Here is a 22,671-nt window from a genome sequence, read left to right on the forward strand (position 1 = left end):
GGTTCTCTCGGGTCCACATCCCGAGCTTGAATCATCCCTCCCCGAGCCGCCACAAGCATTTTCAAACGGTCTCTTAGCTTGCGCCGGGCGAGGCAAATATTGGCTCTCACCAGGGCCAGGTCCCCGCCGCAGGTTCAAAGGCTCTCTCCAGAGCCCGTGCTGGATCACCGAACCATAATCGGCGGCGTCAGTGGAATATTCTCCTAGTGAGGGCGCGTCTCCAAGGGTCTGGGAAAACTGCAGAAGCGGGGCCGTGAAGTTGGCCAGGTTGGCAAGCCAACGGTGAAGGCTTAACCTGACGTAGCTCCGGTGAGGTACTTAAACATCGGATCGCGGCGCTTTGCCGCTCATGTCGTGGGGGTGACGCATCTGGCGCCGCCTCCCGAGATGATGCGCAGACAGTCATCTACAAGGCACAACGACGCGGCTGAGTTTGAGTTTCTAGGAGATGCATTTTGACTCTTCGACGCCTATTTTCTGTCAAAGGCTCTAATTCTAGAGACAGCGATATGGCGGTCTTGGAATTTCAATCGCCAACTGGGGCTCTCATCGCGACGCGGGCCCCTAGTTCAGCCAATTATGTGTCTTTCATAATCGGCACAGCCGTTATTCTAGCCCTGGCTGGATCCTGCGTAATCAAACTCGATAAAGTCGTCGTCGGCCACGGAAAGCTGGTCTCCACCGTCCCGACCATGACGATGCAGCCGCTGCAGACCTCGATCGTCCGCAACATCTACGTTCGCCGCGGTCAAATCGTCCATAAAGGACAGCTCCTCGCGCAATTAGACCCGACCTTTTCCTCTGCAGACAGTCAAGCAGATCAGGAGCAGGTCGATAGCTACTCTGCTCAGATTGAGCGGCTACAGGCGCAGATCAGCAACAAGCCTTATTTGCCAAGCGCATCCAATCCACAATCAGAGCTCCAGCTTCAGGCCTATGACCAGCTTCAAGCCCAATATCATTACGGGGTGAAAAATTTCGACCAACAGATCGTTGGTCTCGAAGCAACGCTGCAACACGCTCAATCAGATATCAATCAATACAGCAATCGTTTAGCAATTTCGTCGAACGTCGAACATATGCGCGATCAACTGCAACAGATGCAGGTGGGGAGCCAGCTAGACACGCTCGCCGCAGCCGATAATCGGCTGAACATGGCAGGCAGCCTGGCGGATGCGCAATCCGCCGCGAAACAGGCCATAGGCAATATCGCCTCTACAGTGGCCCAACGTGGCGCCTTCATACAGCAATGGTTCTCGACCTTGTCTCAGCAACTGCAGCAGGCGCAAAATTCACTGGCGACAGCACAACAATCACTAACCAAAGATACGAAAATCCACGGACTTGTCGAACTTCGTGCCGATCAAGATTCGGTTGTGCTCAACCTAGCGCATGTTTCGCAGGGTTCCGTACTCCAAAGCGGCCAGCAATTTATCTCGCTTGTTCCACGTAATGCCCCGCTCCAGGCGGAGATCATCATCGACGGGACCGAGTCCGGCTATGTAGGGGTCGGAAATCCTGTAAAAATCAAACTGCAAAGCCTACCCTATATGATCTACGGCTCGGTTAAGGGCCACATCTCGTGGATTAGTGCCGATTCATTTGATCAACAGGACGTTCAGAATGGTGCCATCACAAACATCGTCGGCGCTCCATCGCAGGATCTATTCTACGAGGCACGGGTGGAATTCGACCACAACGAGCTCCACAATGCGCCACCCGGTTTTGCCCTGACACCCGGTATGCCGATCGACGCCGACGTGAAGGTTGGGCAGCGTAGGATTATTTCATACCTTCTAACGCGTATGCTGCCTGCCCTACAGACGGGTAAGCCGTCGCGATGATGGCGGCGTATGGTATGTCATCCGGATTGGAGCCGAATCAGGTCCGTGCCCGTCAATCTCTCTATCAAAGACGCGCCTGATCAGGTGGTTCTCCGCCTGCGGGAGCGGCCGCAGCGGTATCACCGGTCTCTGAAAGGCGAATTACTCGCCATTATAGAAGCGGCCGTTGAGGAGGATCGCCGCTCCAGCCGCTGATGTCCTGGGTAAGACACGCTGGCTTAGCCTGCGGACGCCCCGCGAGGCAGCCGAGCTGATCCGCGCCGATCGTGACGGCTGTTGAGATCGTTATTGCTGGGGCGCTAGCCGCTCTGCTGTTCGGCGAGCGGAGGCAGGACGTCTCGCGGGTGCCCGTTTGATGCTCCTGCTTTGCTCAGCTTCGAATTGACGATTGTCTGCCTGATCAAATGCCGCCGGCACCCGGACCAGAAAACGTTCCAACTCATACGGTAGGTAATAGGTTTACGTTTAGTAGACGGTAGGTCTACTCCTCTTCAGGCGCGTGACGGCCTCTGCGGCTTTAAAAGCAGCTTCTCACCGTCGAGGAGGAGGTTGCCATCGATCACGGCGCCGTCTTGGAGCTTGCTGGCCGGCCTCACCGCCTACGCCACGAGCTACCTTTGCCCGGCGGCTCAAGGTGGAGCTGGTGCTCCTGATCGGCAGCTTGCACATGCGGAAGCCAAGACCTCCTTGTGAGCCGGACCGTGGGACCCTCCACTTATTCTTTGCCCGGCACACCCTCGGTTTGGCGCCAGTATCCGAGTGGGTTGCCGTCGCGCAATTCCTCGGGCAGCACCGTATTTGGGATGTCCTGGTAACAGATCGGCCGTAGGAAGCGGCGGATCGCTAGGGTACCGACGGAGGTCGAACGACCATCCGAAGTCGCCGGATAAGGGCCGCCATGAACCATGGCGTGCGATACCTCCACGCCGGTGCCGAAACCATTGGTCAGGATGCGGCCGGCCTTGCTTTCGAGCAAAGGCAGCAGCGCTGCCAGCCGCGTGGTGTCGCTCTCGGCGAAATGAACGGCGGCCGTGAGTTGGCCCTCCAGTGCCTCGACCACGGCCTGCAGCTCCTCGGCGCTGCCGGCACGCACAACGAGGCCAGCGGCGCCGAAAACCTCCTCCTGTAATTCGGGATGGGCGAGGAAGGCCTCGGCCGTGGTCGAGAATAGCCCAGCCTGGCCTTGGTTGGTCGTGCCCTCCAATCCAAGACCGATGGTCGTCACCTCGGCATGCCGCGCGAGTTTCGTGACCCCCGCGCAATAGGCTTGATGGATGCCGGGCGTCAGCATGGTGGCCGCCACCGCGGCCGCGAGGCTCTCCGCCGCGGCTTGCAGGAAGCCGTCGAGCCCTGGCCCTTCCTCCGCCAAGATAAGCCCGGGATTGGTGCAGAATTGGCCTGCCCCAAGGGTGAGGGCGCCGACGAATGCGCGGCCGATGGCGGCACCGCGCTCGGCCAAAGCGCCGGGTAAGAGCAGCACCGGATTGATGCTGCTCATCTCGGCATAGACCGGGATCGGTTCGGGCCGTGCCGCCGCCGTCCGCATCAGCGCGATGCCGCCGCCGCGCGAGCCGGTGAAGCCGACCGCCTTCATCCGCCGGTCAGCGACCAAGGCCTGAGCAATCTCGCGGTCCTGTGCGAAGAGCAGCGAGAAGACGCCCTCCGGCATGTCGCAGGCGGCTACAGCCTGTTGCACGGCTTGGCCGACTAGCGCCGAGGTGCCCGGATGGGCGGAATGCGCCTTGACGATGACTGGGCAACCGGCAGCCAAGGCGGAGGCGGTGTCGCCGCCGGCGACCGAGAAGGCCAGCGGGAAATTGCTCGCCCCGAAGACCACAACCGGACCCAGCGGTATATTGCGTAGGCGCAGATCGACGCGGGGCAGGGGTTTGCGCTCGGGCAGGGCCGGATCGACCCGCAGGTCGAGGTAATTGCCGTCCCGCACGACCGTAGCGAAGAGGCGCAGCTGGCCGACCGTGCGGCCGCGCTCACCCTCGAGCCTGCCGCGCGGCAGGCCGGTTTCGGCCATGCAGCGCTCGATCAGCGCCTCGCCGAGTTCGAGAATGTTTTCGGCGATGGTCTCGAGGAACCGCGCCCGCGCTTCCGGCGATTGGTGCCGATAGGGATTGAAGGCGAGGGCGGCGAGGCGGCAGGCCTCCTCCATCTGGGCGCGGCTGGCGCCGCCGAAGGTGGGTTCCAGGGGCTTGCCAGTCGCCGCCTCGATCGCCCGGATCTCGCCTTGCTCGCCACGAAGCTGGCGGGCGCCGATGAGAAGATCGCCGATGATGCTCATGGACGAATCCCTTCGCTGGCGTTGCGGGGCCGCACAGCGGCCTCCACGAGTCCGCGTGAGGCGAGGTTAGCCATGAGCGCGCGGAAGCCGAATTCCCAACGCGGTGCCTCGTCGCTATAGCCGACGCGGTTGACCAGTGTGCCGAGACGCGGCGAGCCGATGACGACCACATCGTCGCGCTTATGCGTGAAGCCGCCGCCATTCCCGCGATCCTGGGTCGGCGCGAACATGGTGCCGAGAAACAGCACGAAGCCGTCGGGATATTGGTGCGTGCCGCCGATCGTCTGCCCCACTAGATCGGCCGGGTCTCGACTAATTCGGCTGAGCGAGCTCACCCCCTCCATGACAAAGCCGTCGCTGCCCTCGACGCGCAGCGTGACATCGGCCCGCCGCACATCGTCGAGGGAGAAACTCCCATCGAAGAGGCGGATGAAGGGGCCGATGGAGGTCGAGGCGTTATTGTCCTTGGCCTTGGACAGCAGCAGCGCGCTGCGCCCCTCAAAATCCCGCAGGTTCACATCATTGCCGAGGGCCGCGCCGACGATGCGGCCGGCACTCGACACGGCCAGCACGATCTCTGGTTCTGGGTTGTTCCAATGGGATTTCGGATGGATGCCGACGGTCGCGCCATAGCCGACCGCGGAGAGCGGCTGTGCCTTGGTGAAGATCTCCGCATCCTCGCCGAGCCCGACTTCGAGATATTGCGACCACAAGCCGCGTGCCATGAGTGCGGTCCGCAGTGCCTTCGCCTCTTCCGAGCCGGGCGTCACGGCGGAGAGATCCGTGCCGATCTCGGCGGCCAGCGCCGCCCGCACGGCCGCCGCCTGGGCGGGATCGCCCTTGCACTGTTCCTCGACCACGCGCTCCAGCAGGCTGGCCGCGAAGGTGACGCCGGCGGCTTTCACGGCTTGCAGGTCGATCGGCGTCAGGAAGAAGGGCCGGCTGGCATCTTGTGTCGCCGGATCGCTGTTGCGGAGCAGCGCCTCGACCGTGCCGAGCGATTCTCTTAGAGGCAGTGAGTGGAGGAAACCCGCCGGGTCCTCGAGGTCGAGCAGTGCCGAGATCGTCGCGACATGGCGCGACACGTCATGCACGCCCTCTGGCCGGATGACGACGACCGCGGGACCACCTTGGGAGCCGGGCAACCAGACGCGCCCGACCCAGCTTCCTGCATAACCATCCTCGGGCGCCACATAGGCGTCGTACAGCATTTCGGCATCTCCGTTTTGCCAACGTCTCAGCCAGTTCTGACGTCAGAACTGGTCGTTGGCCAAGCCTGTCGTTGGTAAAGGCTGCACCGACTCACTCTGCCGCAAGTTGCTGCCCCTTAGGCCGCGCCGTGATGAGGTCTCGATGCATCTTGCCGTTCTTCATGATCATCACGAAATGATCTGGTCCGACGAGCACGGAGAGGTCCTCCAGCGGGTTGCGGTCGACGAGTAGAAGGTCGGCCAATGCTCCCTCACGGATGATGCCGAGCTCGCCGGCATGGCCCATGAGATCGCCGCCGACGCTGGTGGCGCAGCGCAGCGCCTCGGCCGGGGAATAGCCAAAGAACTTCACGAAATGCCCGATATCCCGTGCATTCTCGCCCATCGGTGTGATGTTGAAACCGTAATCGCCGCCGATCACCACGCGAATACCCCGGCGACGGATCTCTTGATAAGCCCTGCAGGTCGCCTCGAGCTTGCGCGGCAGTTCCATCCGCTCCACCGCGGCACGCGGCATGCCGACGCGGTCATGCTCGAAGACAGCATTATGCACCAGCCCGAAGGCGGGCCCGACGAAGAGGCGATCCTTCGCCGCCTCCAGCATGTCGAGCGCCTCCTCATCGGCGAAATCGCAATGATAGATGCAATCGACCTGATTGCGCACGGCGCGCTTCACCGCGGCGGCGGCGCGGGCATGGCAGGACACTCGCTTGCCCCATTCATGCGCCACCTCAACAGCGGCCGCGACTTCGACCTCAGTCATCGAGGTCACCTCGCCGCGCACGTGGCTCACGAATTCGTCGCCGGAGATATTGATCTTCACATTGTCCACGCCTTCGCGAATGCAAAGCCGCACGGCGCGGCGGATCTCGTCCGGCCCGTCGGCTATCATGCCGAAGCTCTCGGCCGGGATATTCTGTCGCCGTTCGTCGCCAAGACCGGCAGTCACCGTGATTTCTGGTCCGGCGGTGCGGTAGCGTGGCCCGGCGAGGTGGCCGTTCTCGATCTCGTCCTTAACCACGACGTCCAGCCGCAGCTTGGCGGAGGCAGCCGAATAGCAGCTTGTGAAGCCGTGGTTGAGGATGAGGGTGGCATTACGGCAGGTCCGCAACAGATGCTCCTCGACGGGGATTTCGCCGAGATCCTTGTTCTGGTTCACGCCGACGAAGGACAAATGGCAATGGCCCTCAACTAGGCCGGGTATCAGCATCATACCTTGGCCGTCGATGATCTCGGCGGCGCGTTCTGAGGCAATCTGGTTGCGGCCTTGTGCGACAGCGCGGATCCGATTGCCCTCGACGACGACCTCGCCCGGATAAGATGCGTCGCCGATCCCGTCCCAGATGGTCACGTTCCTGAACAGAACCGCGTTCATGCGCCTCTTCTCCTCCCCGCCTGCCCGCTTCACGCGGGTCCCTTGAGAAAGCCTATCTATTGCCGCGCAGCCTTCCAAAGCCTGCGATGGCCCGCGATCAGTCTCTAGCATGAGCGCAATGCGAGGCGCGTAGCCGCGAAGCTGGCAGAAAGCAGGATTGTCACTGGATCGTGATCCCGAGAATCACGTCCCAACTACCCGCGAAAATGCATCAATCGTTAGAAAATCCTTTTTTATGGATTTTTGTGAAGAGTTTTATCGCTAGACAATACAACATGAGTATCCGAACTCTGAAACAGTCTCCAATGTGACAATTTTTTGTCAAAGATTCAGACAACACGGCCGCGGCCGTAGTTAGTACTTGGTTGTTAAATAATTAATTCAGGGTTAGATTTCTGTTGCGCTGCACAAATTGGTGCGTTATTTGATATCTCGAAGTCACTACAAGCAAATTTATCCGATATGGTCCATTTCACCACGGTAGGAAAAGTTGAGCATGGCAGAGACAACAATCATAGGCGGAACGGCTAGTTTTAATTTCATCCCAAAAGGTATTAGTACTGTAATTGACCTTTTTGGAAAAGACACGTTACTTGGTGGCGCCGGAAATACTACCTATATCCTTCAAGGTTCGACGACGGTATTACTAACCGGCGGCAGCGGCACTAGCACGATCTTTGCCCATGGTGACGACACCATCTTTGCCGGCAGCGGCAACGCCACGGTCTTCGGCGATGCCGATCCGCTCTTCTTTGTCGGCGGCACCGGTAATGCCATAGTCCAGGCCGGCGCGGGTAGCTCCACGCTGTTTGGCGGCTCCGGGCCGGGGACCACGACATTTTCCGGCGGCAGCGGCAATGCCACCCTCATAGGCGGCGCCGGTCCCACTACCCTGATTGGCGGCTCCGGCAAGACGGATGCCTTCGCGGGCACCGGCCCGACCACGATGATCGGCGGTAGCGGGGCTTTCTCCTTCGACGGGACGGCCAGTTCTAAACCGGAAGAGGTCTTCACCGGCAGCAGTACAGGTGCGGTCACCTTGGGTGGCGGCGCGGATACTGTCGTGGGCGGCAGCGGCGCCTCCACGATCACCGGCGGCGGGGGGAAGGATATCTTCAACTTCCTGTCGGGCCATGCGGGCGGCACAGAAACCATCAACGACTTCAGCTGCGGCGACAAGCTAACCTTCACCGGCTATGCGACCGGCACGCCAGTGACGTCGGAAACGATCATTGGCGGTTCGGATCATATAAAACTGACCGACGGCACCGAAATCACCCTGACGGGCGTCGACCACAAGCAGTTCTAGTCGTTAGCAGGCTCGACCTTGGTCGAGCCTGCGTGGCTTGTGGCATAAGCGGACGACAAGCTCTTCCAGCCTTCGTGCAGGCTCGACCCTTCATCGCGCTTGAAGGATCTGTTCAAGTCTTTGCCGGCAATCGTACCAACTCCAAAGGCATGATTGCATTGAAATCATTGATTGCAACGCAATCATAGATTATGATGATGTCATGCTGATAGCGCCTACCCCATGAGCAGCATCACGATCCGCAACCTGGACCCGGGGGTGAAAGAGCGGCTGCGCGTCCGCGCCGCCGAGCACGGACATTCCATGGAAGCCGAAGTACGGCACATTCTTCAGATCACTCTCAAGGAGCCAGAACGGCCGTCAGGGCGTAATCTTTATGAACGCATCCACGCCCGCTTTGAGCTCCTCGGCGGTGCTGATGATCTGGAGCTGCCGCCGCGCCTGGCGGATCGTGAACCGCCCCGGTTCGACTAATGTTCGTTCTCGACACCAACATCCTGTCCGCGATCATGGGCTCCCGGCCGGTGCCGGAAGTAGCCGCGTGGATCGCCGGTCAGCCGGAGGATTTGCTGTTCACTGCGACGGTCTGCCAGGCGGAAGTCCTGTCTGCGCTCGCCGTCATGCCGGTAGGCCGCCGCCGTTTGGCACTGGAAGCAGCGGCCCGAGCCATATTCACGGAGGATTTCGACGGGCGCGTGCTCCCGTTCGACGCGGCCGCCGCCGCTGCCTATGCCGACATCTTTGCTGCCCGCAGGCGCGCCGGCCGTCCGGCAGCGCCGCTCGACCTGATGATTGCGGCGGTGGCGCGCGCCAAGGGTGCCGCCGTAGTCACGCGCGACACCAGCGGCTTTGAGGATTGCGGTGTTCCGCTCATCAATCCGTGGCAGGCCTCAAGAGCGCCGGAATAGCGCTGCGGCATGGGCGGGATGCGTCGCCGGCTCGGGTTAAGGGCGCGGGCGCGTGGTACCGGCTATACGAGCGTCCGGGCGCGCTGTAACTCAGGCGCCAATCGGGGACGGCCCCGGATCCAGCTTACGGCGCCAGAGGGTTCAACCAGCACTCTAAGCCCGAAGGATCGAGATGCGACAGTGTTGAGGATGCCGAGCGATGGTCAGACGCCAAAAACATGAAGAAATCGCCGGGGTTCTCGAATTCGAGGGCCGCACCAGCGAGGAGCCTGAATTTCTGGAATGGCTGGCCGATCATAGAACCCGAAATGGCGGCAAGGTCCGGGTGAGCCAGGGCGGCAAGGGCGTGCGCGTGATGTTCAGCCGGGAAGCCGACATGGCCTTCTGGAAGGCTCGTTTCGAGCGATCCACCAAGGCCCGGCGAGCCGCTTCCTAGGTGTAGCGACGCGCAATGATGAACGACCCGACACACAATATGGTCTTTTCCAGGCACGTTGGCTGAGACGGAATCGGTCTGCCGGCGCACATCCCTTGAGACACGAACATAGGCGAAGGTGCGGGGCACATCCGGGACGTGATGACGATACGGCAACGCACCCGGAAAGCAGCCGACTCAAAGTCGTGGGGTTAAGAGCATCTTGTGATGCATCGACGTAGTCCAGTGGCCTCGAATGAAGACCGATTGCGCCATCCACTGGCCGCATTCCGCTGCGACAAGTCGTCGAGCATCGGAGTTACGGCGATGACGGAGCGCATCGTAGAAGTAGAGGCCGGTGAGATCGAAATCGAGACGATCGGACAGGAGATCGTGCTAGCGACCCCCGTTAGCTTTGACGATCTGGCCATGACCGTGGGACAGGCCCGACTGCTTGCGGCGGCATTACTTGCTGCCGCAAGCGAAGCAGAAGGTCGATGATACAGCGATCTATGAAGTGCGGCAGGAGAAACTGCAGGCACAAAAGGACCGCGAGCAGACCCCAACGCGTGAGCGAGGTCACGACAAGGACCTGGGATTCGAGAGATAGACGTGGCCGAGTTTGAATTGGGAACCGGGCGCAAGAACTTTGGGCTCGGAATCGGGGACGGAAGTTTTGAGCTTCGAAGCGATGACACGCTTCGACGAAAAATGCGGGAAGCGGTCGAGCGTCGCGCGCTGGAAAAGACCTTCAAGATGGTTGGTATTACCTGCGTGCTCAGCCTCCTGTTGATCGGCGACTGAGCATGCGGCGCCCCCGGGCCGAGCCCCGCCAACTGCCGCTCTTCACCGAGAGCGCCTCCTTGGTGCGTATCCGACCAGCGCTGGACGAGTGGCGCTATTACCGTATGGAGGTCTGGCCCGATCTTTTCGGCCGCGCCCTGCTCATGCGGCAATGGGGCCGTATCGGCACCGAAGGGCATCGCCGCCTCGATCCGCATCCCGATCCGGGCGCCGCCCTCAACGCCCTGGCCCGCATCCTCCGCGCTAAGCGGGGCCGAGGCTACGAGGACCGCAAGGCAGGCTAGGGCCCTGGCTTGTTTGGCGGCTTAGTCGGGTGATTCGATCATCACTGCGCATGGCGGCAGCATGATCGCCGCGAATGGATCCGGCGGGCGGTGCGCTTTTCCGGTTCATGCTTCCGGTCGCTCCGGCATCTTCCTGAAGCCGGCCATAAAGCCGGCCAATCCTGGAAATTTTTTTGATTAGTCAGTAAGATAAAGAGACAAGCAAGCCGGCCATTCTCATGACTCACGCAGGTCCCGCTTCTCTCACCTTGCTGCCCGGAAGCGAACAGCCCAGCTGGCCCGCTCTGCACGATCTTGCCTTCCTTTTGGCCGCCGAGGCAGGCGCGCTGGCCGGTCGTCTCTCCTCCAGGACGGCAATAGCCGTGGGCGATCTCGTGCGGGGCATGAATTGCTACTACTCCAACCTTATCGAGGGCCACGACACCCTTCCGGTGGATATCGAACGCGCCATGCGCGCCGATCTCGCCACGGAACCGCGCCGTCGCGACCTCCAGATCGAGGCGGTCGCTCACATCGCCGTACAGGCCGCGATTGATGGCGGCGCCTTGGATGAATTAGCCACCCCATCGGTCTTGGCGGTAGAGATCCACCGTCAATTTTACGAGCGCTTGCCGGAATCTCTGCGCTTCGTAGAAGAGCGTGAGACCGGCCGCCGGATCAAGGTTTGGCCCGGCAAATTGCGGATCGATCATGTCCGAGTAGGCCGTCATGTTGCACCTTCGCCGGAGGATTTGACCGGCTGGCTTGCAAGGTTGGACGAAGGCGTCCCGGAACGCTTCGGCCGCGCGGAGAGGCCCGTGATCATCGCCGCCCTGCATCACCGCCTGCTTTGGATCCACCCTTTTGCTGACGGTAACGGACGGACGGCGCGCTTGCTTTCGCATGCCCTCTTGCGCCGGACGGAGGTGGGCTCGGCATTGTGGTCGGTTTCCCGCGGCCTGGCCCGGCATGTGGAAGCCTATAAATCCTACCTGGGGCGAGCGGATGCGCCGCCGCAAGGCGCGCTGGATGGTCGTGGCGTTTTGTCGGATGGACGTCTCGCGGACTTCTGTCGGTTCTTCATGGCGGCTTGTTTGGATCAGGTTCGCTTCATGCGAACGCTGCTGTCCCCGGAGGCGCTTTCCGACCGTGTGCGTGAGTTCGTCGCGGCTGAGGCGGCTGGGAACCGTCTGGATGCTCGCCTCGCACCGCTTTTGGAGCGCGCCATTCTGTTTGGGGAAGTTCCCCGCGCGGAGGTTCCTTTCCTTGTCGGCACCAGTGACCGGCAAGCGCGGCGCCTGCTGCAGCCCCTCATGGCGCGCGGCCTGCTGACGGGCGCAAAGGATGCGCCGCTGCGCATTGCCTTTCCACTTGGCGAGACGGAGCGACTATTCCCACATCTCTGGGCACCGTCGAGTGTTGAGAGTGCAATTGCTCAGCTGCTTGAGATCGAGGAGGCTCTACGGCTGCCGCAGCGACAGTAGGTTAAACCTCGAGGCTAACCTCAGGGCCAGCCGAACCGTCTGCGGTCCGTCTCGGCAAAGCCTTCCCGAAGCCTGTCGAACTTCGCCTTCACCTCGGGCGGAAGATCGTCCAACTTGCCTTTCCCCGGGCTACTGGGTAGCGGCGGCGAAGCCGCTTGCGCTGGCTGCTGTGGCGGCTCGCGGTTGGGTTTCTGTTGACGCACGGGCGCGGGCTCCGATGGAGGTTGGGAACTACTCGGCCGGGAATCTGGCTGCCAGTCCGACCGGCGTGAACGCTGGGCCGGCGGTGTCGAGCGCCCCGCCTTGTTGGCTTGCTCAACTTCCGCCTCTACCTCGGCACAAGCCTCACGCCACGTCTCTCCCGCCCTCTTCGGAGTTGGCGGCTTTCCCTGTCCATCCTTGAGACCTAGCTCCGCGAAGTCCACGCACAACTGTATCCAAGGCATCCGCCTCGAACGGCCCTTCGTCATCAAGTCGGCATGGTGATCGACCATCCACACAAAGAGCGATGATCGGTCCGGACCCTGCCGGATTTTTCTTCTCATGGCTTCGAGCTGGCGCTGGTTCGTCTTCATGCACCGACGGTGACGCATGTTGGTGCGAACGAACACTCGATCCGAGAAGAGTTTTGCTCGGACTCTTCCTGACCTTTACCTGAGCTTTGCGTGACCTCTGCTCGGGCTTTGCCTGAGGTTTGCCTGGCCTCCGCCTGGCAAAAACAGAGGTTCCATACACCATTGCACCCGTCGTGCAGCTTGCATGCGAGTTGAGATGGTTGCGAAATTCAGAAGACGGATCGACCCAACGGTGCGACGTCCGAAACCCGGGCCACCAAGAATGATCCTGGCGCCGGCTTTTAGCGCCCCAACCGCGTTCAGTAGTCTTCGTCGCCATGATCCTTGAGGTGGCGAGAGCATCCGGAATCGGCACAAACGAAGTCAGATGATTTTCGCGATCCTCTCAGAGGCGAGTCGCCGTGCACGACGGGTGCAATGGTGTATGGAAAGCCCATTTTGCTTTCCGGCTCCTTTCCGGAAGTTGTCCGGATCTTGTCCGGTTCCTTTCCGGATTCTTGGCGGAAGTTTTGGCATCAGCTCAATTTTAGCACTGCTCGTTCGCACCAAACATAAAGAGGCTGTCGCCAGGCAACCCAGCGGGGCGACATGAGCCGACGGCTGACCAAGCGAGACCTTCGGCAGCTCGATCGAGACGAGCACGGAGCGACTTCGCGCGTCTATCGCTACATTCGCGACAGCTACGCCGAATTGGTCGCGCGAAAAGTGGGACGCCCTGGTGGCCCGAGTTGGGAATCCTTTGCGCAGCTACTGGTCAGCCGAGGGCAGACAAATGGCAAAGGGGAGCCCCTGACAGGGGACACCGCGAGAAAGCTGTTCCGTCGCGTTTCGCGAGAGATCGAAGCGCGACCAACACACGGACCGAACCGGCCCACTCCAGCGCACCGTTCGCGTCCGCGAGGGGATTGGCAGCCCCCCGAAACACAAGCTGTTAAGCCGGTTAGCCCCCGCACCAGCCTGCCGCCGGCTACGCCAGTTCCCGTTCAGCAAGGTGACGCACATCTGTCCGAGCGGGTGAGGGCGCAGTGGGCTGCGATCGACGAACAGTTTGCCTATCTGGACCGGCATATCATCCGGCCAAAACAAAGGACCTAGAAGCAGATCAGAAGCGTCACAGCCTCATGATGGTCGCCCGTTCTCCTTAGCGCAGTTTCAAACGCCTCTCCCGGCTTTGGTCGCGGAGCCATTCGAGCAGCACAGCAACTCTTCTGTCGCTGCCGGGCGAGTGCGGGCTGAGCAAGTGGTAGGCGGAACCATCCTCCAGGAAGCCGAAAGGTGCGACCAGGATGCCCGCTGCGATATCCTGCTGCACTAACGCCCTGGGTCCGATAGCGATGCCGAGGCCGGCGGCGGCTGCCTGCAAGCTGAAATAGAAATGCTCGAACGTTTGCTCATGTTTCGGCGTGAGTCGCTGGCCTGACAGCCTGGCCCAACTCCGCCAAGCCTCCGGCCGTGTCTTGGTATGCAGCAAAGGGTGGCGGGCTAGGAACGCCGCCGTCCCTGGGTCGCTGCCGTCCCGCAGCAATTGGGCGATGGCCGGGTTGCAAACCGGGCCAATTTGCTCCGTCATCACCAGCGCCGCTGCAACCCCAGCCGGGAAGTCAAAATCGTCGCGGCGGATCGCGACATCGATGCCGTCTCGCGCGAACGGCACCGGGCCGCCACCCGCGGCGATGTGCAGTGCGATGTCGGGATGCGCCGCATGAAAGCTAGGCAGCCTTGGGATCACCCAGCGCATCAGCAGCGTGGGCTCACAGGAGAGGACCAGTGGCGGCGCTGTGGCCTGACGACGCAAGTCCAGAGTTACTGCAGCGATCGCCGCGAAGGCCGCGGCCGTCGCATCGCGGAGGCGCCCGCCCGCCGGCGTCAGGAAGACGCGGCGGCTGCGCCGCTCGAACAGCGGAATTCCCAAATTCTCTTCCAAGCCGCGCACGGCTCGGCTGATGGCGCCATGGGTGAGGTGAAGTTCCTCGGCGGCGCGGGTGAAGCTCTCGAACCGTGCCGCGGCTTCAAAACAGCGAAGCGCGCCGAGCGGCAACAGGCGCGGCGAAAGGATCGGTGCGTCTAGCTCACCGTCAGTGTAAAAACTCATCGTTATTCTCCGCCCTCTATGCCGTGTAATGCACTTCCCTCAAGCGGCAAGCCGCCGCTTGCGTGAGGGCATCGCACAGTTCGGCGGTGCGCCATCCGAGACGAAAGGCTTTCCCATGAAACCTCTGCCGGTCGGTATTACGATGGGCGATCCCGCCGGCATCGGTCCGGAGATTGTGGCCAAGCTCTTCGCCGAGGGGCTGCCCGCTCCCTGCATCGTAATCGGCGACGCGGCCATAATGCAGCGCGCCATGGCTGTCATTGGTGCGGATTTGCCGATTCGGGCCATCACCGGCGTCGCTGAGGCCGCCTGTCTTCCCAACGTGATGGATGTGCTCGCCGCGGGCACGCCGCCTGGGGCGGTGCCCTATGGCGTGGTGGATGCGCATGCGGGGGCGGCGGCCCACGCTGCCATCCAGCGCGCGATCGACGGGGCGCTGGATGGCAGCCTGCGCGCGATCGTCACGGCGCCCATTCACAAAGGGTCGCTGCGCGCCGCCGGTATCTGTCATCCCGGCCACACTGAGATCCTGGCTGAGCGGGCCGGCACGGCCGATGTTGCGATGATGCTGGCCAATGACGAACTGCGGGTGGTGCTCGTCACGATCCATGTCGCGCTGCGCGATGTGATAGCCGGCATCACGCCGGCGGCGGAACTCCGGGCGATCCGCCTCGCCGAAACGGCGGCGCGCCGGTTCGGCATCGCACAGCCTCGGGTCGCCGTCGCCGGGCTCAATCCTCATGCCGGCGAGGGCGGCCTGTTCGGCAGCGAAGAGACAGCGGTGATCGCGCCCGCGATCGCTCAGGTACGGGCGGAGGGGATCGATGCCACCGGACCCTGGCCAGGCGATACCGTCTTCATGCGCGCGCGGCGTGGAGAATTCGACGTCGTGGTGGCGCAGTATCATGACCAGGGCCTGATCCCCGTGAAATACCTTGGCCTCGATCACGGTGTGAATATCACCCTGGGTCTGCCCTTCGTGCGGACCAGTGTCGATCACGGCACGGCCTTCGACATCGCCGGGACGGGCAAGGCCGACCCGGCCAGCCTGCGCTATGCGGTGCGCCAGGCCCTCGCCATGACGGCATACCCCGCATCAGGCGAAGGCGTGTCAGCATGACGGCGGAATTCATCTTCATGTTGACGCGGGCGGATCGTACTGTCCCTGACGCTATGGACCGGCTGGGGGAGGTTCTCGCGAGCGGCCTGCGGCATATCGGCTTCAAGGATTTGGGCTTACCGCTCGCCGATCTGCATCGTTTGGCCGCGGCGATTAGGGCGGGCGGCGGCACGCTCTATCTAGAGGTCGTCAGCCTTGATGCGGCCAGCGAAGCCGCGTCGGCGCGCGTCGCTGTCGAACTGGGTGTGGATTTCCTGCTCGGCGGCACACGGCCCGATCTTGTGCTGCCCATCCTGGGGGGCAGCGGCATTCGCTATTGTCCTTTCGCCGGCCGCATTGCCGGCTATCCGAGCCGGCTGGAGGGCAGTCCCGGCGAAATCCGGGAGAGCGTCCGGCGGCTTTGCGCCCATGACGGGGTGCATGGCATCGACCTGCTGGCCTATCGCTTCGCGGGGGATGTGCCAGGGCTGATCAAGGCGATTTGCGCCGGGGGTCGACAAGCCGGTGATCGTGGCCGGCTCGATCGATCGCCCTGCCCGCGTCGAGGGCGGCGCTGGCGGGCGGGGCGGCCGCCTTCACGATCGGCACCGCCGCCCTAGACGGCATCTTTCCCGCGGCCTCATCGGCGCTTGCCGTGCAAATCACAGCTCCGGGCTGCGCAGGCAGTCGCAGGCGCCGCCACCCTCCGAGCCACAGAGGTACTGCGATGAACAAGGTCAATCTCGCTCAGGCTTTCGCTACTTTTTCCGACCATTGGAACCCCAGGATCGCCGGCGAGCTCGGGGATTTCCAGGTCAAGCTCGCCAAGCTCAAGGGTCGCTTCCACTGGCATCATCACGAGCGCGAGGACGAGCTGTTCCTGGTCGTTGAGGGGCGCCTGCGCATGGGGTTCCGCGACCGCAGCGTCGATCTCGAACCGGGCGAGTTCATCATCGTGCCACGAGGGGTCGAACACCTGCCGGAGGCGCTGACCAATGAATGCCACGTCATGCTGCTGGAGCCGGGCACGACTCTGAACACCGGCAATGTCGAAAATGAGCGCACGCGGCGTAAGCTTGGCCGCATCGCATAACGGAATCCGCGCTGCCCGGGCGGGTCACGCGCGTGACATCGTAGACGCTTCGCAGTTTAAAGTCGGCGCAAGCCCTCACCCCGCCCGACTCCGCGGCAGTGCCGGGTGAGGGCGAAGGCCGGTGCCGGCTGGACTACGACGCTTTGGGATGGAATTTTCGATGGATAACGGACAGGTTGGCGACACCGCGATTCTTGTGCTCGGATCGCATCGCAGTGGGACCTCAGCGACGACCGGCGTGCTGTATCGTTTGGGCGTCGAACTCGGTTCAAATCTCATGCCGGCCATGAAGGATAACCCGAAAGGATTTTATGAGCATTTTGGCATCGCCCCAATTCACAATGAACTCATTGCAATGCTGGATTCCGACTGGAGCGACCCCTGCTCCCTACCGCAAGACTGGGACCGTGACCCTCGTATTGCTCCGTTTCGTGAGCGGATTATCCAGACGGTGCAAGAGGAATTCGCGAACAAGCCCTTATGGGGATTAAAAGATCCTAGGGTATGCCGGCTCCTACCGCTGTGGCATCAGATATTTTCCGAAGTTCAGGTTACGGGAAAAGCACTGATTGTCATTCGACCACCAATCGAGGTAGCGCTTTCTCTTTTAAAGCGTGACAAAATGTCTATCGAGCAGGGCCTCATGCTATGGTCGTCGCACGTACTAGATGCGGAACTCCATAGTAGGAGAATGACGCGAAGCGCGATCTTCTATCAAGATTTGCTTCAGGACTGGATTTCTGAAATGCGCCGTGTACGCGATGAACTCGGCGTCGAGTTTGCCGCATTTTCTCCTGAAATCACAGATGAAGTTAGCAATTTTCTCGATGGCGACTTACGCCATTATCGCGACCCTGCGGTCCCGCGCTTGTACGCGCCGCAAAGCGTTCTGGCGGATAGAATCTACGACGCGATGGTTGCGTGGAGGCGTGATGGGATATCACCCACTTCCGCTTGTGATGAAATAAGGGAACAGTTTTCCTATATCGAGCGCGGCGCAGCGCCGATTACGGCGTACATGCGCTCGAGAGCAGGAGAAGCCCGCCGACGTGCAGAGAATGAACTCAAAGACGCGGAAACGCGAGCCGAGCAATTCGAAAGTCTGGTTCGTCGGCTAGAGGCCGAAATTAGGCAGGCCGGAATGCAGGCTGAACACGCCGAGGAGGCCATATCGCATGCTTATAAGACGATAGCAGGTGAGCAAGCACGGGCCGAAGCTTTGGAAGGGCAATTGATCGGTCGTGACCAGGAGATTCGAAAGATCCTGGAAAGAGAGGCGATTAGCGCGGCGGAAAGGCAACGAGAACATGAAGAAAGACAACAAGAACACGCCGATGCGGTACATCGGATAGCACAAGTGGCGGAGAGGATCGCTCGGGAAGAAACCAAATCCGCGGTACTGCTTGCGGGTTTATCAAATGCAGAAGTGAGAATATCGCAGTTTCAGCATGAACGTACAAGGTTCCTGTCTTCGACAAGTTGGCGAATAACTGCGCCTTTGCGAAAAATAGGCAATATGACCCCTTCGGTCTTCAAACGCAGTTTGAGGGGGAGCGTTAAGCTAGTCTGGTGGAGTCTGACGTTTCAATTGCCGAAGAAGCTCCGGCAGCGACGCGCCATACAGTTAAAAGTGCAAACAGACCACCTGATGCAACCATCAGGTGTCTCAGTGGTCAAAAACGAAACTGAGACGATGGAGAAGATTTGACGCCCTGTCTTTTCGGAGCAAAGGAACCATACCCATGGCGCGGGTGGGCAATATTTGGGCAAGGGCTAGCGCTTGGCTGCCGCATGTGGCAAATAAATAACGCCGATTAAATGGGGATTTTCGCTCCCATTCGATCAAAAGGCCGATGAATCGCCCTCAAACCGGTGTGAGGTACTTTCCCCGGCCTCTAAAGCCCGGTACAATCTGTCATTCTGGGTGTGAGGTATTAGGCGTGACTGACCGAAACTCGGCTATATTCACGATCTGTTCGAACAACTATGTTTCGATGGCCAAAATCTTTGTGGATAGCGCCCGCCTTCACCACCCAGAAGCCAAAGTTTACATTTGCTTGGCTGACACACTCGTTGCCGATCCAGGGTTCTACCCATCTGACTGCTTTGTAATTCCAGCTGCAGCGCTGGCGATTCCGGAGTTTGAGGCATTCTCGTTCCGATACGATGTCATGGAGTTCAACACGGCGCTCAAGCCGTTCATGATTCGCTACCTGTTGTCACTTGGCCACGAGTTGATCTTATATTTTGACCCTGATATCGAGATCTTTCGCCCTCTCGACAGTGTAATGGCGGCGTTGCGCCGAGGCGCCTCCTTTGTGCTTACTCCGCATATCTGCAAGCCTTCAGAGGGAAGTGCATTTCCGGATGATATCGGGATCATGCAAGCCGGCACGTATAATTTGGGCTTTCTCGGAGTAGGCGCCGGGGCCGAGACGGACTTTGTCTTGCGCTGGTGGGCCCGTCGGCTGCAGTACCAATGCATCAATGATCAAGCGCACGGAATCTTCGTCGATCAAAAGTTTATGGATCTCGTGCCCGGCTTTGCCACGAATGTCCATATTCTACGCGATACAACGATGAATGTGGCCTACTGGAATTTGTCGCAGAGATCCCTCACGAGGGAGGGTGAGGTCTGGTTAGTCGATGGTGTTCCGCTCGGGTTCTTTCACTATAGTGGCTTTAATCCACGGAACCTTTCGCAACTTTCGAACTATACGGAGGCGTTTCGCGATCCCCATATTGGGCAAGACCTGCTTGCTCTGATGCAACATTATGCGAAGCGGTTGCTAGTGAACGAGCATGGCTCGGTTCCCGCTGGCGTCTATGCGTATGGCAAGTTTCGATCGGGCACGTTGGTCACAGATTTCGTACGCGATACATTTCGGCAGAACCACCTCACATGGTCCGGCAATCCGTTCGACACGTATGAGGAATATCTTAGCCTGCCGGTCGCGGAAAGGTGGCACGGTCCGGCGGCAGCTTGCATCACAAGCCTCATGACGACTTTGCGCGACAATGAGCCTTGGCTAAAAGAGACGTTTGTGCCCTCACAGCCCGATGGCGCCAAGAATTTCGTCAACTGGTTTATGAAGTATGGGGAGGAACTGGTTGGGGATCCCCGCTTGGTCGAGCCGGTGGCAGAACGCTTCGGCGATCTAACAAAGCCCCTTCGGCGTCCTCCACCCAGACGCTCGTCTGCCGAACCCGATATTGATGTTATTGGCTATCTACGTCTTGCCCTCGGTTTAGGTGAGGCGGGACGGCTTATTCTGAGGTCACTCGTTGCCGCTGGCCTAAATGCGAAGGGCTTGGAAACCTCGCTCAACTCAAGCTCAAGCCGTAGTGATGTGAGTTGTGAGTCCCTACTAGTCGAGAAAAGCAATGCCTCTATACAGCTGTTCTGTATTAACGCGGAGCAAATCGGCTATGTAATCGACCATCTTGGCGAAGCGCTACGTCCGAATTCTTATCGAATCATGACGCCGTTTTGGGAGCTCTCAAACCTCCCGGCAGCATGTTTGAGCGCCTTTGATCTGGTAGACGAAGTTTGGGCTCCTACCCGCTTTATCCAAACTATGCTAATGCGCAGTATCGACAAACCTGTCGTTAGGATGCCACTCACTCTAGAATTTGAGCCGCCGCCAAGCATTGAGCGGTCGCAGTTCAATTTGCCAAATGACAAGTTTCTATTCTTTTTTGCATTTGACTACTTCTCATTTTTAGAGCGTAAAAACCCTCAAGCTGTTATTAAGGCATTTAAGCGGGCCTTCCGTCGCAAGGGTCAGGAAGTGCCTGCCATGCTGGTGCTAAAGACCCTAAATGCAGAGGTTGCGCAGTCGCAGTCTCAAGCTCTGCGTGACAGTTTGCGGGAGAACCCCGACGTAATTCTGATCGAACAGACTCTGTCGCGGGAGACCACGCTTGCTCTAATCTCCACCTGCGATGCTGTCGTCTCGCTGCATCGGAGCGAAGGCCTAGGCCTGCTGATTGCCGAGGCTATGGTGCTCGGCAAGCCTGCGATCTCGACAGATTATTCTGCTACGACCGAATTAGTTTCGCCGGAAACGGGCTACCCGGTGGACTACAAGCTAATCCCCGTGAAAGACGGGGATTATCCATTTCACGATGGACAACACTGGGCTGATGCAGACGTCGACCACGCCGCTTGGCAAATGCGTGAGGTGTTTGCGGGTGGTGACAATGTCGCGCGGAAGGTACGCGCTGCCAGGGCGCATATTCGAGCGTCCTACGGACAAGAATCTGTCTCTAGCCGTCAATTGAAACGCCTCCGCATGATTGAAGGCTTCTGATGAGCAATCAGTTGCCCGAGCTAGATTGCGAAAAACCATTCGTTTCGTACAGTATAAACTACGAGGACGTCCTTATCCGTCGGATATTCTCTAGAAAAGTGGATGGCTTTTTTGTGGATGTCGGCGCCGAGCATCCGTGCTTGGGGAACGACTTCTATAGCCTCTATATGTTGGGCTGGACCGGAATCAACATTGAGCCCAATGAACATTACTTCAAGCTGTTGAAGGAGCACCGTCCCCGAGATCGAAACATGCAGCGTGCTTTGTCTGACGTCGGCGGGCAGCACATCGTCTTCTTCGAAGTCGAAAATACTGGCCTTTCAACATGTGATGAGAAGCAGGCCGCGGCCTCTGTTGACAAGGGCTTCAAGGTTATACGGCATAATGTCGTCACCTCGACGCTCAAGGACGTTTTTGAAGAGGCGCAGCCAGCACATATCGACGTGTTGAAGGTCGATGTTGAGGGATTCGAGGAACGTGTGCTTCTCGGGAACGATTGGTCGACCTACAGGCCATCTATCGTTATGGTTGAAGCAACGCTTCCACAGACCTCTGAACGTCGACCAACCAACATCAAGCACGATCTGGAGAAACTCGGCTATCGCCAAATTCATTTTGATGGCCTCAATGACATCTTCGCTGAGAAGGAGTTTGTCGTTCCGGCGGACGCGACCATGCCGCCAAATGTATTTGACAACTTCATCCCTGCGGAGGTTGCCGCTCTGAGAGATGCGAATGCATCTCTTAAGACAAACTTTGCGGATGCCGAGACATATGTGCATAGTCTCGAGTCCGAGCGAGGGGTGCTTGTAGCCACGACCTCTGATCTGAACCAGCACAACCGACATTTGATACGAGCTTCGCATCAATCATCGACGGCGGCCCACTTCGCTCGTGAAGTCGCGCTTGCGTCAATACGGGGCAAAATGGATGAGCTGCTGGCCATACTCGCTGCAGGTCCAATGCCGCTCAGCCAAGGACAGCGAAGGAGGTTGCAACCAATGTCAGAGCAAGCCCTGGAACAAGTTTCCCGAGAGGAAAACGCGACAGCAACCCCCGGACAATCCGTCGTGAAATCGTCTGAGCCAGTGGCGCCCGGGAATGAGTTGGTGCCCGCGGAGCTGCGGTTCGAGTTGTTGATGGCAAGATTGCAGGCAATGGACGCGGCGAATAGCCGCTTGGTGAATGACATCGAGGATCTTCGACACGAGAACCGGCGGCTTCTAGCGTCGACCAGTCAGTTGCAGGGCGAGAACCTGTCGCTACGGCGCGCCCTGGGCCCAGCCTATGCAGTAAGCGAGGAGTTGTCGGTGATCCATAGCTGGCTTGAGGCGCAACGTGAAGGCGATCCAAGCTCTCGAAAGAGGAGCGTGTCGTCTGAGCACAGGATTGCTCTGGAAGAGCCATCTGATACGGAAAGAAGGCTGCAAGCGGTCTATATGTCCACGTCATGGCGGGTGACTAAGCCGCTCCGCGCAGTCGGACGTCTACTCAAACGGTAAACTGGTTCGTCAATCGTTGCGTATACAGTCTTGGTGATGCGGGCGGTTAGTCATCAAGCCCCGGAAGCCATGCTATGTAATTGGCATGAAC

Annotated in this window: 20 protein-coding genes; 16 read left to right on the forward strand and 4 right to left on the reverse strand. The window is 59.9% G+C overall.

What is annotated here, in order from left to right:
• The first annotated feature begins 509 nt into the window (after positions 1-509).
• Positions 510-1,844, forward strand: coding sequence for an HlyD family type I secretion periplasmic adaptor subunit (locus tag GSQ92_RS22300; RefSeq protein WP_159014020.1), 1,335 nt, complete (start codon positions 510-512; stop codon positions 1,842-1,844).
• Positions 1,845-1,853: 9 nt separating this feature from the next.
• Entirely contained in the window at positions 1,854-2,039 is a 186-nt protein-coding gene (locus GSQ92_RS31830; RefSeq protein WP_371418579.1) for a FitA-like ribbon-helix-helix domain-containing protein, read from the forward strand.
• 520 nt (positions 2,040-2,559) lie between these two features.
• On the opposite strand, the gene GSQ92_RS22305 is transcribed toward GSQ92_RS31830, so the two are convergent.
• The 3 genes from GSQ92_RS22305 to GSQ92_RS22315 all read right to left on the reverse strand — a co-directional run bounded on the left by GSQ92_RS22305 (position 2,560) and on the right by GSQ92_RS22315 (position 6,723).
• On the reverse strand, positions 2,560-4,137 hold the full coding sequence (locus GSQ92_RS22305) for an aldehyde dehydrogenase (NADP(+)) (RefSeq protein ID WP_159014021.1): 1,578 nt from the start codon (positions 4,135-4,137) through the stop codon (positions 2,560-2,562).
• Positions 4,134-5,348: a fumarylacetoacetate hydrolase family protein gene (locus tag GSQ92_RS22310; protein ID WP_159014022.1), complete on the reverse strand. Its 1,215-nt coding sequence runs from the start codon at positions 5,346-5,348 to the stop codon at positions 4,134-4,136. Before GSQ92_RS22310 ends, GSQ92_RS22305 begins: the two co-directional genes overlap by 4 nt.
• A gap of 91 nt (positions 5,349-5,439) precedes the next feature.
• On the reverse strand, positions 5,440-6,723 hold the full coding sequence (locus GSQ92_RS22315; RefSeq protein WP_159014023.1) for an amidohydrolase family protein: 1,284 nt from the start codon (positions 6,721-6,723) through the stop codon (positions 5,440-5,442).
• Positions 6,724-7,219: 496 nt separating this feature from the next.
• Here GSQ92_RS22315 and GSQ92_RS22320 point away from each other — a divergent pair, with 496 nt between their 5' ends.
• The 8 genes from GSQ92_RS22320 to GSQ92_RS22355 all read left to right on the forward strand — a co-directional run bounded on the left by GSQ92_RS22320 (position 7,220) and on the right by GSQ92_RS22355 (position 11,906).
• The gene (locus GSQ92_RS22320) at positions 7,220-8,032 is read left to right on the forward strand and encodes a calcium-binding protein (RefSeq protein ID WP_159014024.1); all 813 of its coding nucleotides are present in this window, start codon (positions 7,220-7,222) and stop codon (positions 8,030-8,032) included.
• Between the two features lie 222 nt (positions 8,033-8,254).
• Positions 8,255-8,506: a FitA-like ribbon-helix-helix domain-containing protein gene (locus GSQ92_RS22325; protein ID WP_159014025.1), complete on the forward strand. Its 252-nt coding sequence runs from the start codon at positions 8,255-8,257 to the stop codon at positions 8,504-8,506.
• Positions 8,506-8,940: a PIN domain-containing protein gene (locus tag GSQ92_RS22330; RefSeq protein ID WP_159014026.1), complete on the forward strand. Its 435-nt coding sequence runs from the start codon at positions 8,506-8,508 to the stop codon at positions 8,938-8,940. The genes GSQ92_RS22325 and GSQ92_RS22330 overlap by 1 nt, the downstream gene beginning before the upstream one ends.
• A gap of 199 nt (positions 8,941-9,139) precedes the next feature.
• Positions 9,140-9,376, forward strand: a complete 237-nt coding sequence (locus GSQ92_RS22335) for a hypothetical protein (protein WP_158805861.1) — start codon at positions 9,140-9,142, stop codon at positions 9,374-9,376.
• A gap of 306 nt (positions 9,377-9,682) precedes the next feature.
• On the forward strand, positions 9,683-9,856 hold the full coding sequence (locus tag GSQ92_RS22340) for a hypothetical protein (protein ID WP_159014027.1): 174 nt from the start codon (positions 9,683-9,685) through the stop codon (positions 9,854-9,856).
• Between the two features lie 111 nt (positions 9,857-9,967).
• Complete coding sequence (locus GSQ92_RS22345) at positions 9,968-10,159, forward strand: hypothetical protein (protein WP_159014028.1); 192 nt, start codon at positions 9,968-9,970, stop codon at positions 10,157-10,159.
• A 2-nt stretch (positions 10,160-10,161) separates the two neighbouring features.
• Positions 10,162-10,443 (forward strand): WGR domain-containing protein, encoded by a 282-nt coding sequence (locus GSQ92_RS22350; RefSeq protein WP_159014029.1) that lies wholly within the window; start codon positions 10,162-10,164, stop codon positions 10,441-10,443.
• 218 nt (positions 10,444-10,661) lie between these two features.
• The gene (locus GSQ92_RS22355) at positions 10,662-11,906 is read left to right on the forward strand and encodes a Fic family protein (RefSeq protein WP_159014030.1); all 1,245 of its coding nucleotides are present in this window, start codon (positions 10,662-10,664) and stop codon (positions 11,904-11,906) included.
• A 1,716-nt stretch (positions 11,907-13,622) separates the two neighbouring features.
• On the opposite strand, the gene GSQ92_RS22360 is transcribed toward GSQ92_RS22355, so the two are convergent.
• A complete protein-coding gene (locus tag GSQ92_RS22360; protein ID WP_159014031.1) occupies positions 13,623-14,573 on the reverse strand; it encodes a LysR substrate-binding domain-containing protein in 951 nt (316 codons plus the stop codon).
• Positions 14,574-14,688: 115 nt separating this feature from the next.
• Between GSQ92_RS22360 and pdxA the strand changes: the two genes are divergently transcribed.
• From pdxA to GSQ92_RS22390, 6 genes are all read left to right on the forward strand, one after another.
• Entirely contained in the window at positions 14,689-15,693 is a 1,005-nt protein-coding gene (pdxA, locus tag GSQ92_RS22365) for a 4-hydroxythreonine-4-phosphate dehydrogenase PdxA (protein ID WP_159014032.1), read from the forward strand.
• Entirely contained in the window at positions 15,690-16,292 is a 603-nt protein-coding gene (locus tag GSQ92_RS22370) for a 4-hydroxythreonine-4-phosphate dehydrogenase (protein ID WP_254066667.1), read from the forward strand. Before pdxA ends, GSQ92_RS22370 begins: the two co-directional genes overlap by 4 nt.
• A gap of 107 nt (positions 16,293-16,399) precedes the next feature.
• Positions 16,400-16,765, forward strand: coding sequence for a cupin domain-containing protein (locus tag GSQ92_RS22375; protein ID WP_159014086.1), 366 nt, complete (start codon positions 16,400-16,402; stop codon positions 16,763-16,765).
• Positions 16,766-16,925: 160 nt separating this feature from the next.
• Positions 16,926-18,473 (forward strand): sulfotransferase family protein, encoded by a 1,548-nt coding sequence (locus GSQ92_RS22380; protein ID WP_159014033.1) that lies wholly within the window; start codon positions 16,926-16,928, stop codon positions 18,471-18,473.
• A 232-nt stretch (positions 18,474-18,705) separates the two neighbouring features.
• Complete coding sequence (locus tag GSQ92_RS22385; protein ID WP_216856912.1) at positions 18,706-21,078, forward strand: glycosyltransferase; 2,373 nt, start codon at positions 18,706-18,708, stop codon at positions 21,076-21,078.
• A complete protein-coding gene (locus GSQ92_RS22390) occupies positions 21,078-22,580 on the forward strand; it encodes an FkbM family methyltransferase (RefSeq protein WP_159014035.1) in 1,503 nt (500 codons plus the stop codon). The genes GSQ92_RS22385 and GSQ92_RS22390 overlap by 1 nt, the downstream gene beginning before the upstream one ends.
• Positions 22,581-22,671 lie beyond the last annotated feature (91 nt).

The sequence above is a fragment of the Acidisoma sp. S159 genome (assembly GCF_009766125.1).
Lineage (GTDB): Bacteria > Pseudomonadota > Alphaproteobacteria > Acetobacterales > Acetobacteraceae > Acidisoma.

Bases quoted from the DNA above. Each gene is read 5' to 3' on its own strand.
- GSQ92_RS22300 (WP_159014020.1), top strand. From the start codon at position 510: ATGGCGGTCTTGGAATTTCAATCGCCAACTGGGGCTCTCATCGCGACG.
- GSQ92_RS31830 (WP_371418579.1), top strand. From the start codon at position 1,854: ATGGTATGTCATCCGGATTGGAGCCGAATCAGGTCCGTGCCCGTCAAT.
- GSQ92_RS22305 (WP_159014021.1), bottom strand. From the start codon at position 4,137: ATGAGCATCATCGGCGATCTTCTCATCGGCGCCCGCCAGCTTCGTGGC.
- GSQ92_RS22310 (WP_159014022.1), bottom strand. From the start codon at position 5,348: ATGCTGTACGACGCCTATGTGGCGCCCGAGGATGGTTATGCAGGAAGC.
- GSQ92_RS22315 (WP_159014023.1), bottom strand. From the start codon at position 6,723: ATGAACGCGGTTCTGTTCAGGAACGTGACCATCTGGGACGGGATCGGC.
- GSQ92_RS22320 (WP_159014024.1), top strand. From the start codon at position 7,220: ATGGCAGAGACAACAATCATAGGCGGAACGGCTAGTTTTAATTTCATC.
- GSQ92_RS22325 (WP_159014025.1), top strand. From the start codon at position 8,255: ATGAGCAGCATCACGATCCGCAACCTGGACCCGGGGGTGAAAGAGCGG.
- GSQ92_RS22330 (WP_159014026.1), top strand. From the start codon at position 8,506: ATGTTCGTTCTCGACACCAACATCCTGTCCGCGATCATGGGCTCCCGG.
- GSQ92_RS22335 (WP_158805861.1), top strand. From the start codon at position 9,140: ATGGTCAGACGCCAAAAACATGAAGAAATCGCCGGGGTTCTCGAATTC.
- GSQ92_RS22340 (WP_159014027.1), top strand. From the start codon at position 9,683: ATGACGGAGCGCATCGTAGAAGTAGAGGCCGGTGAGATCGAAATCGAG.
- GSQ92_RS22350 (WP_159014029.1), top strand. From the start codon at position 10,162: ATGCGGCGCCCCCGGGCCGAGCCCCGCCAACTGCCGCTCTTCACCGAG.
- GSQ92_RS22355 (WP_159014030.1), top strand. From the start codon at position 10,662: ATGACTCACGCAGGTCCCGCTTCTCTCACCTTGCTGCCCGGAAGCGAA.
- GSQ92_RS22360 (WP_159014031.1), bottom strand. From the start codon at position 14,573: ATGAGTTTTTACACTGACGGTGAGCTAGACGCACCGATCCTTTCGCCG.
- pdxA (WP_159014032.1), top strand. From the start codon at position 14,689: ATGAAACCTCTGCCGGTCGGTATTACGATGGGCGATCCCGCCGGCATC.
- GSQ92_RS22370 (WP_254066667.1), top strand. From the start codon at position 15,690: ATGACGGCGGAATTCATCTTCATGTTGACGCGGGCGGATCGTACTGTC.
- GSQ92_RS22375 (WP_159014086.1), top strand. From the start codon at position 16,400: ATGAACAAGGTCAATCTCGCTCAGGCTTTCGCTACTTTTTCCGACCAT.
- GSQ92_RS22380 (WP_159014033.1), top strand. From the start codon at position 16,926: ATGGATAACGGACAGGTTGGCGACACCGCGATTCTTGTGCTCGGATCG.
- GSQ92_RS22390 (WP_159014035.1), top strand. From the start codon at position 21,078: ATGAGCAATCAGTTGCCCGAGCTAGATTGCGAAAAACCATTCGTTTCG.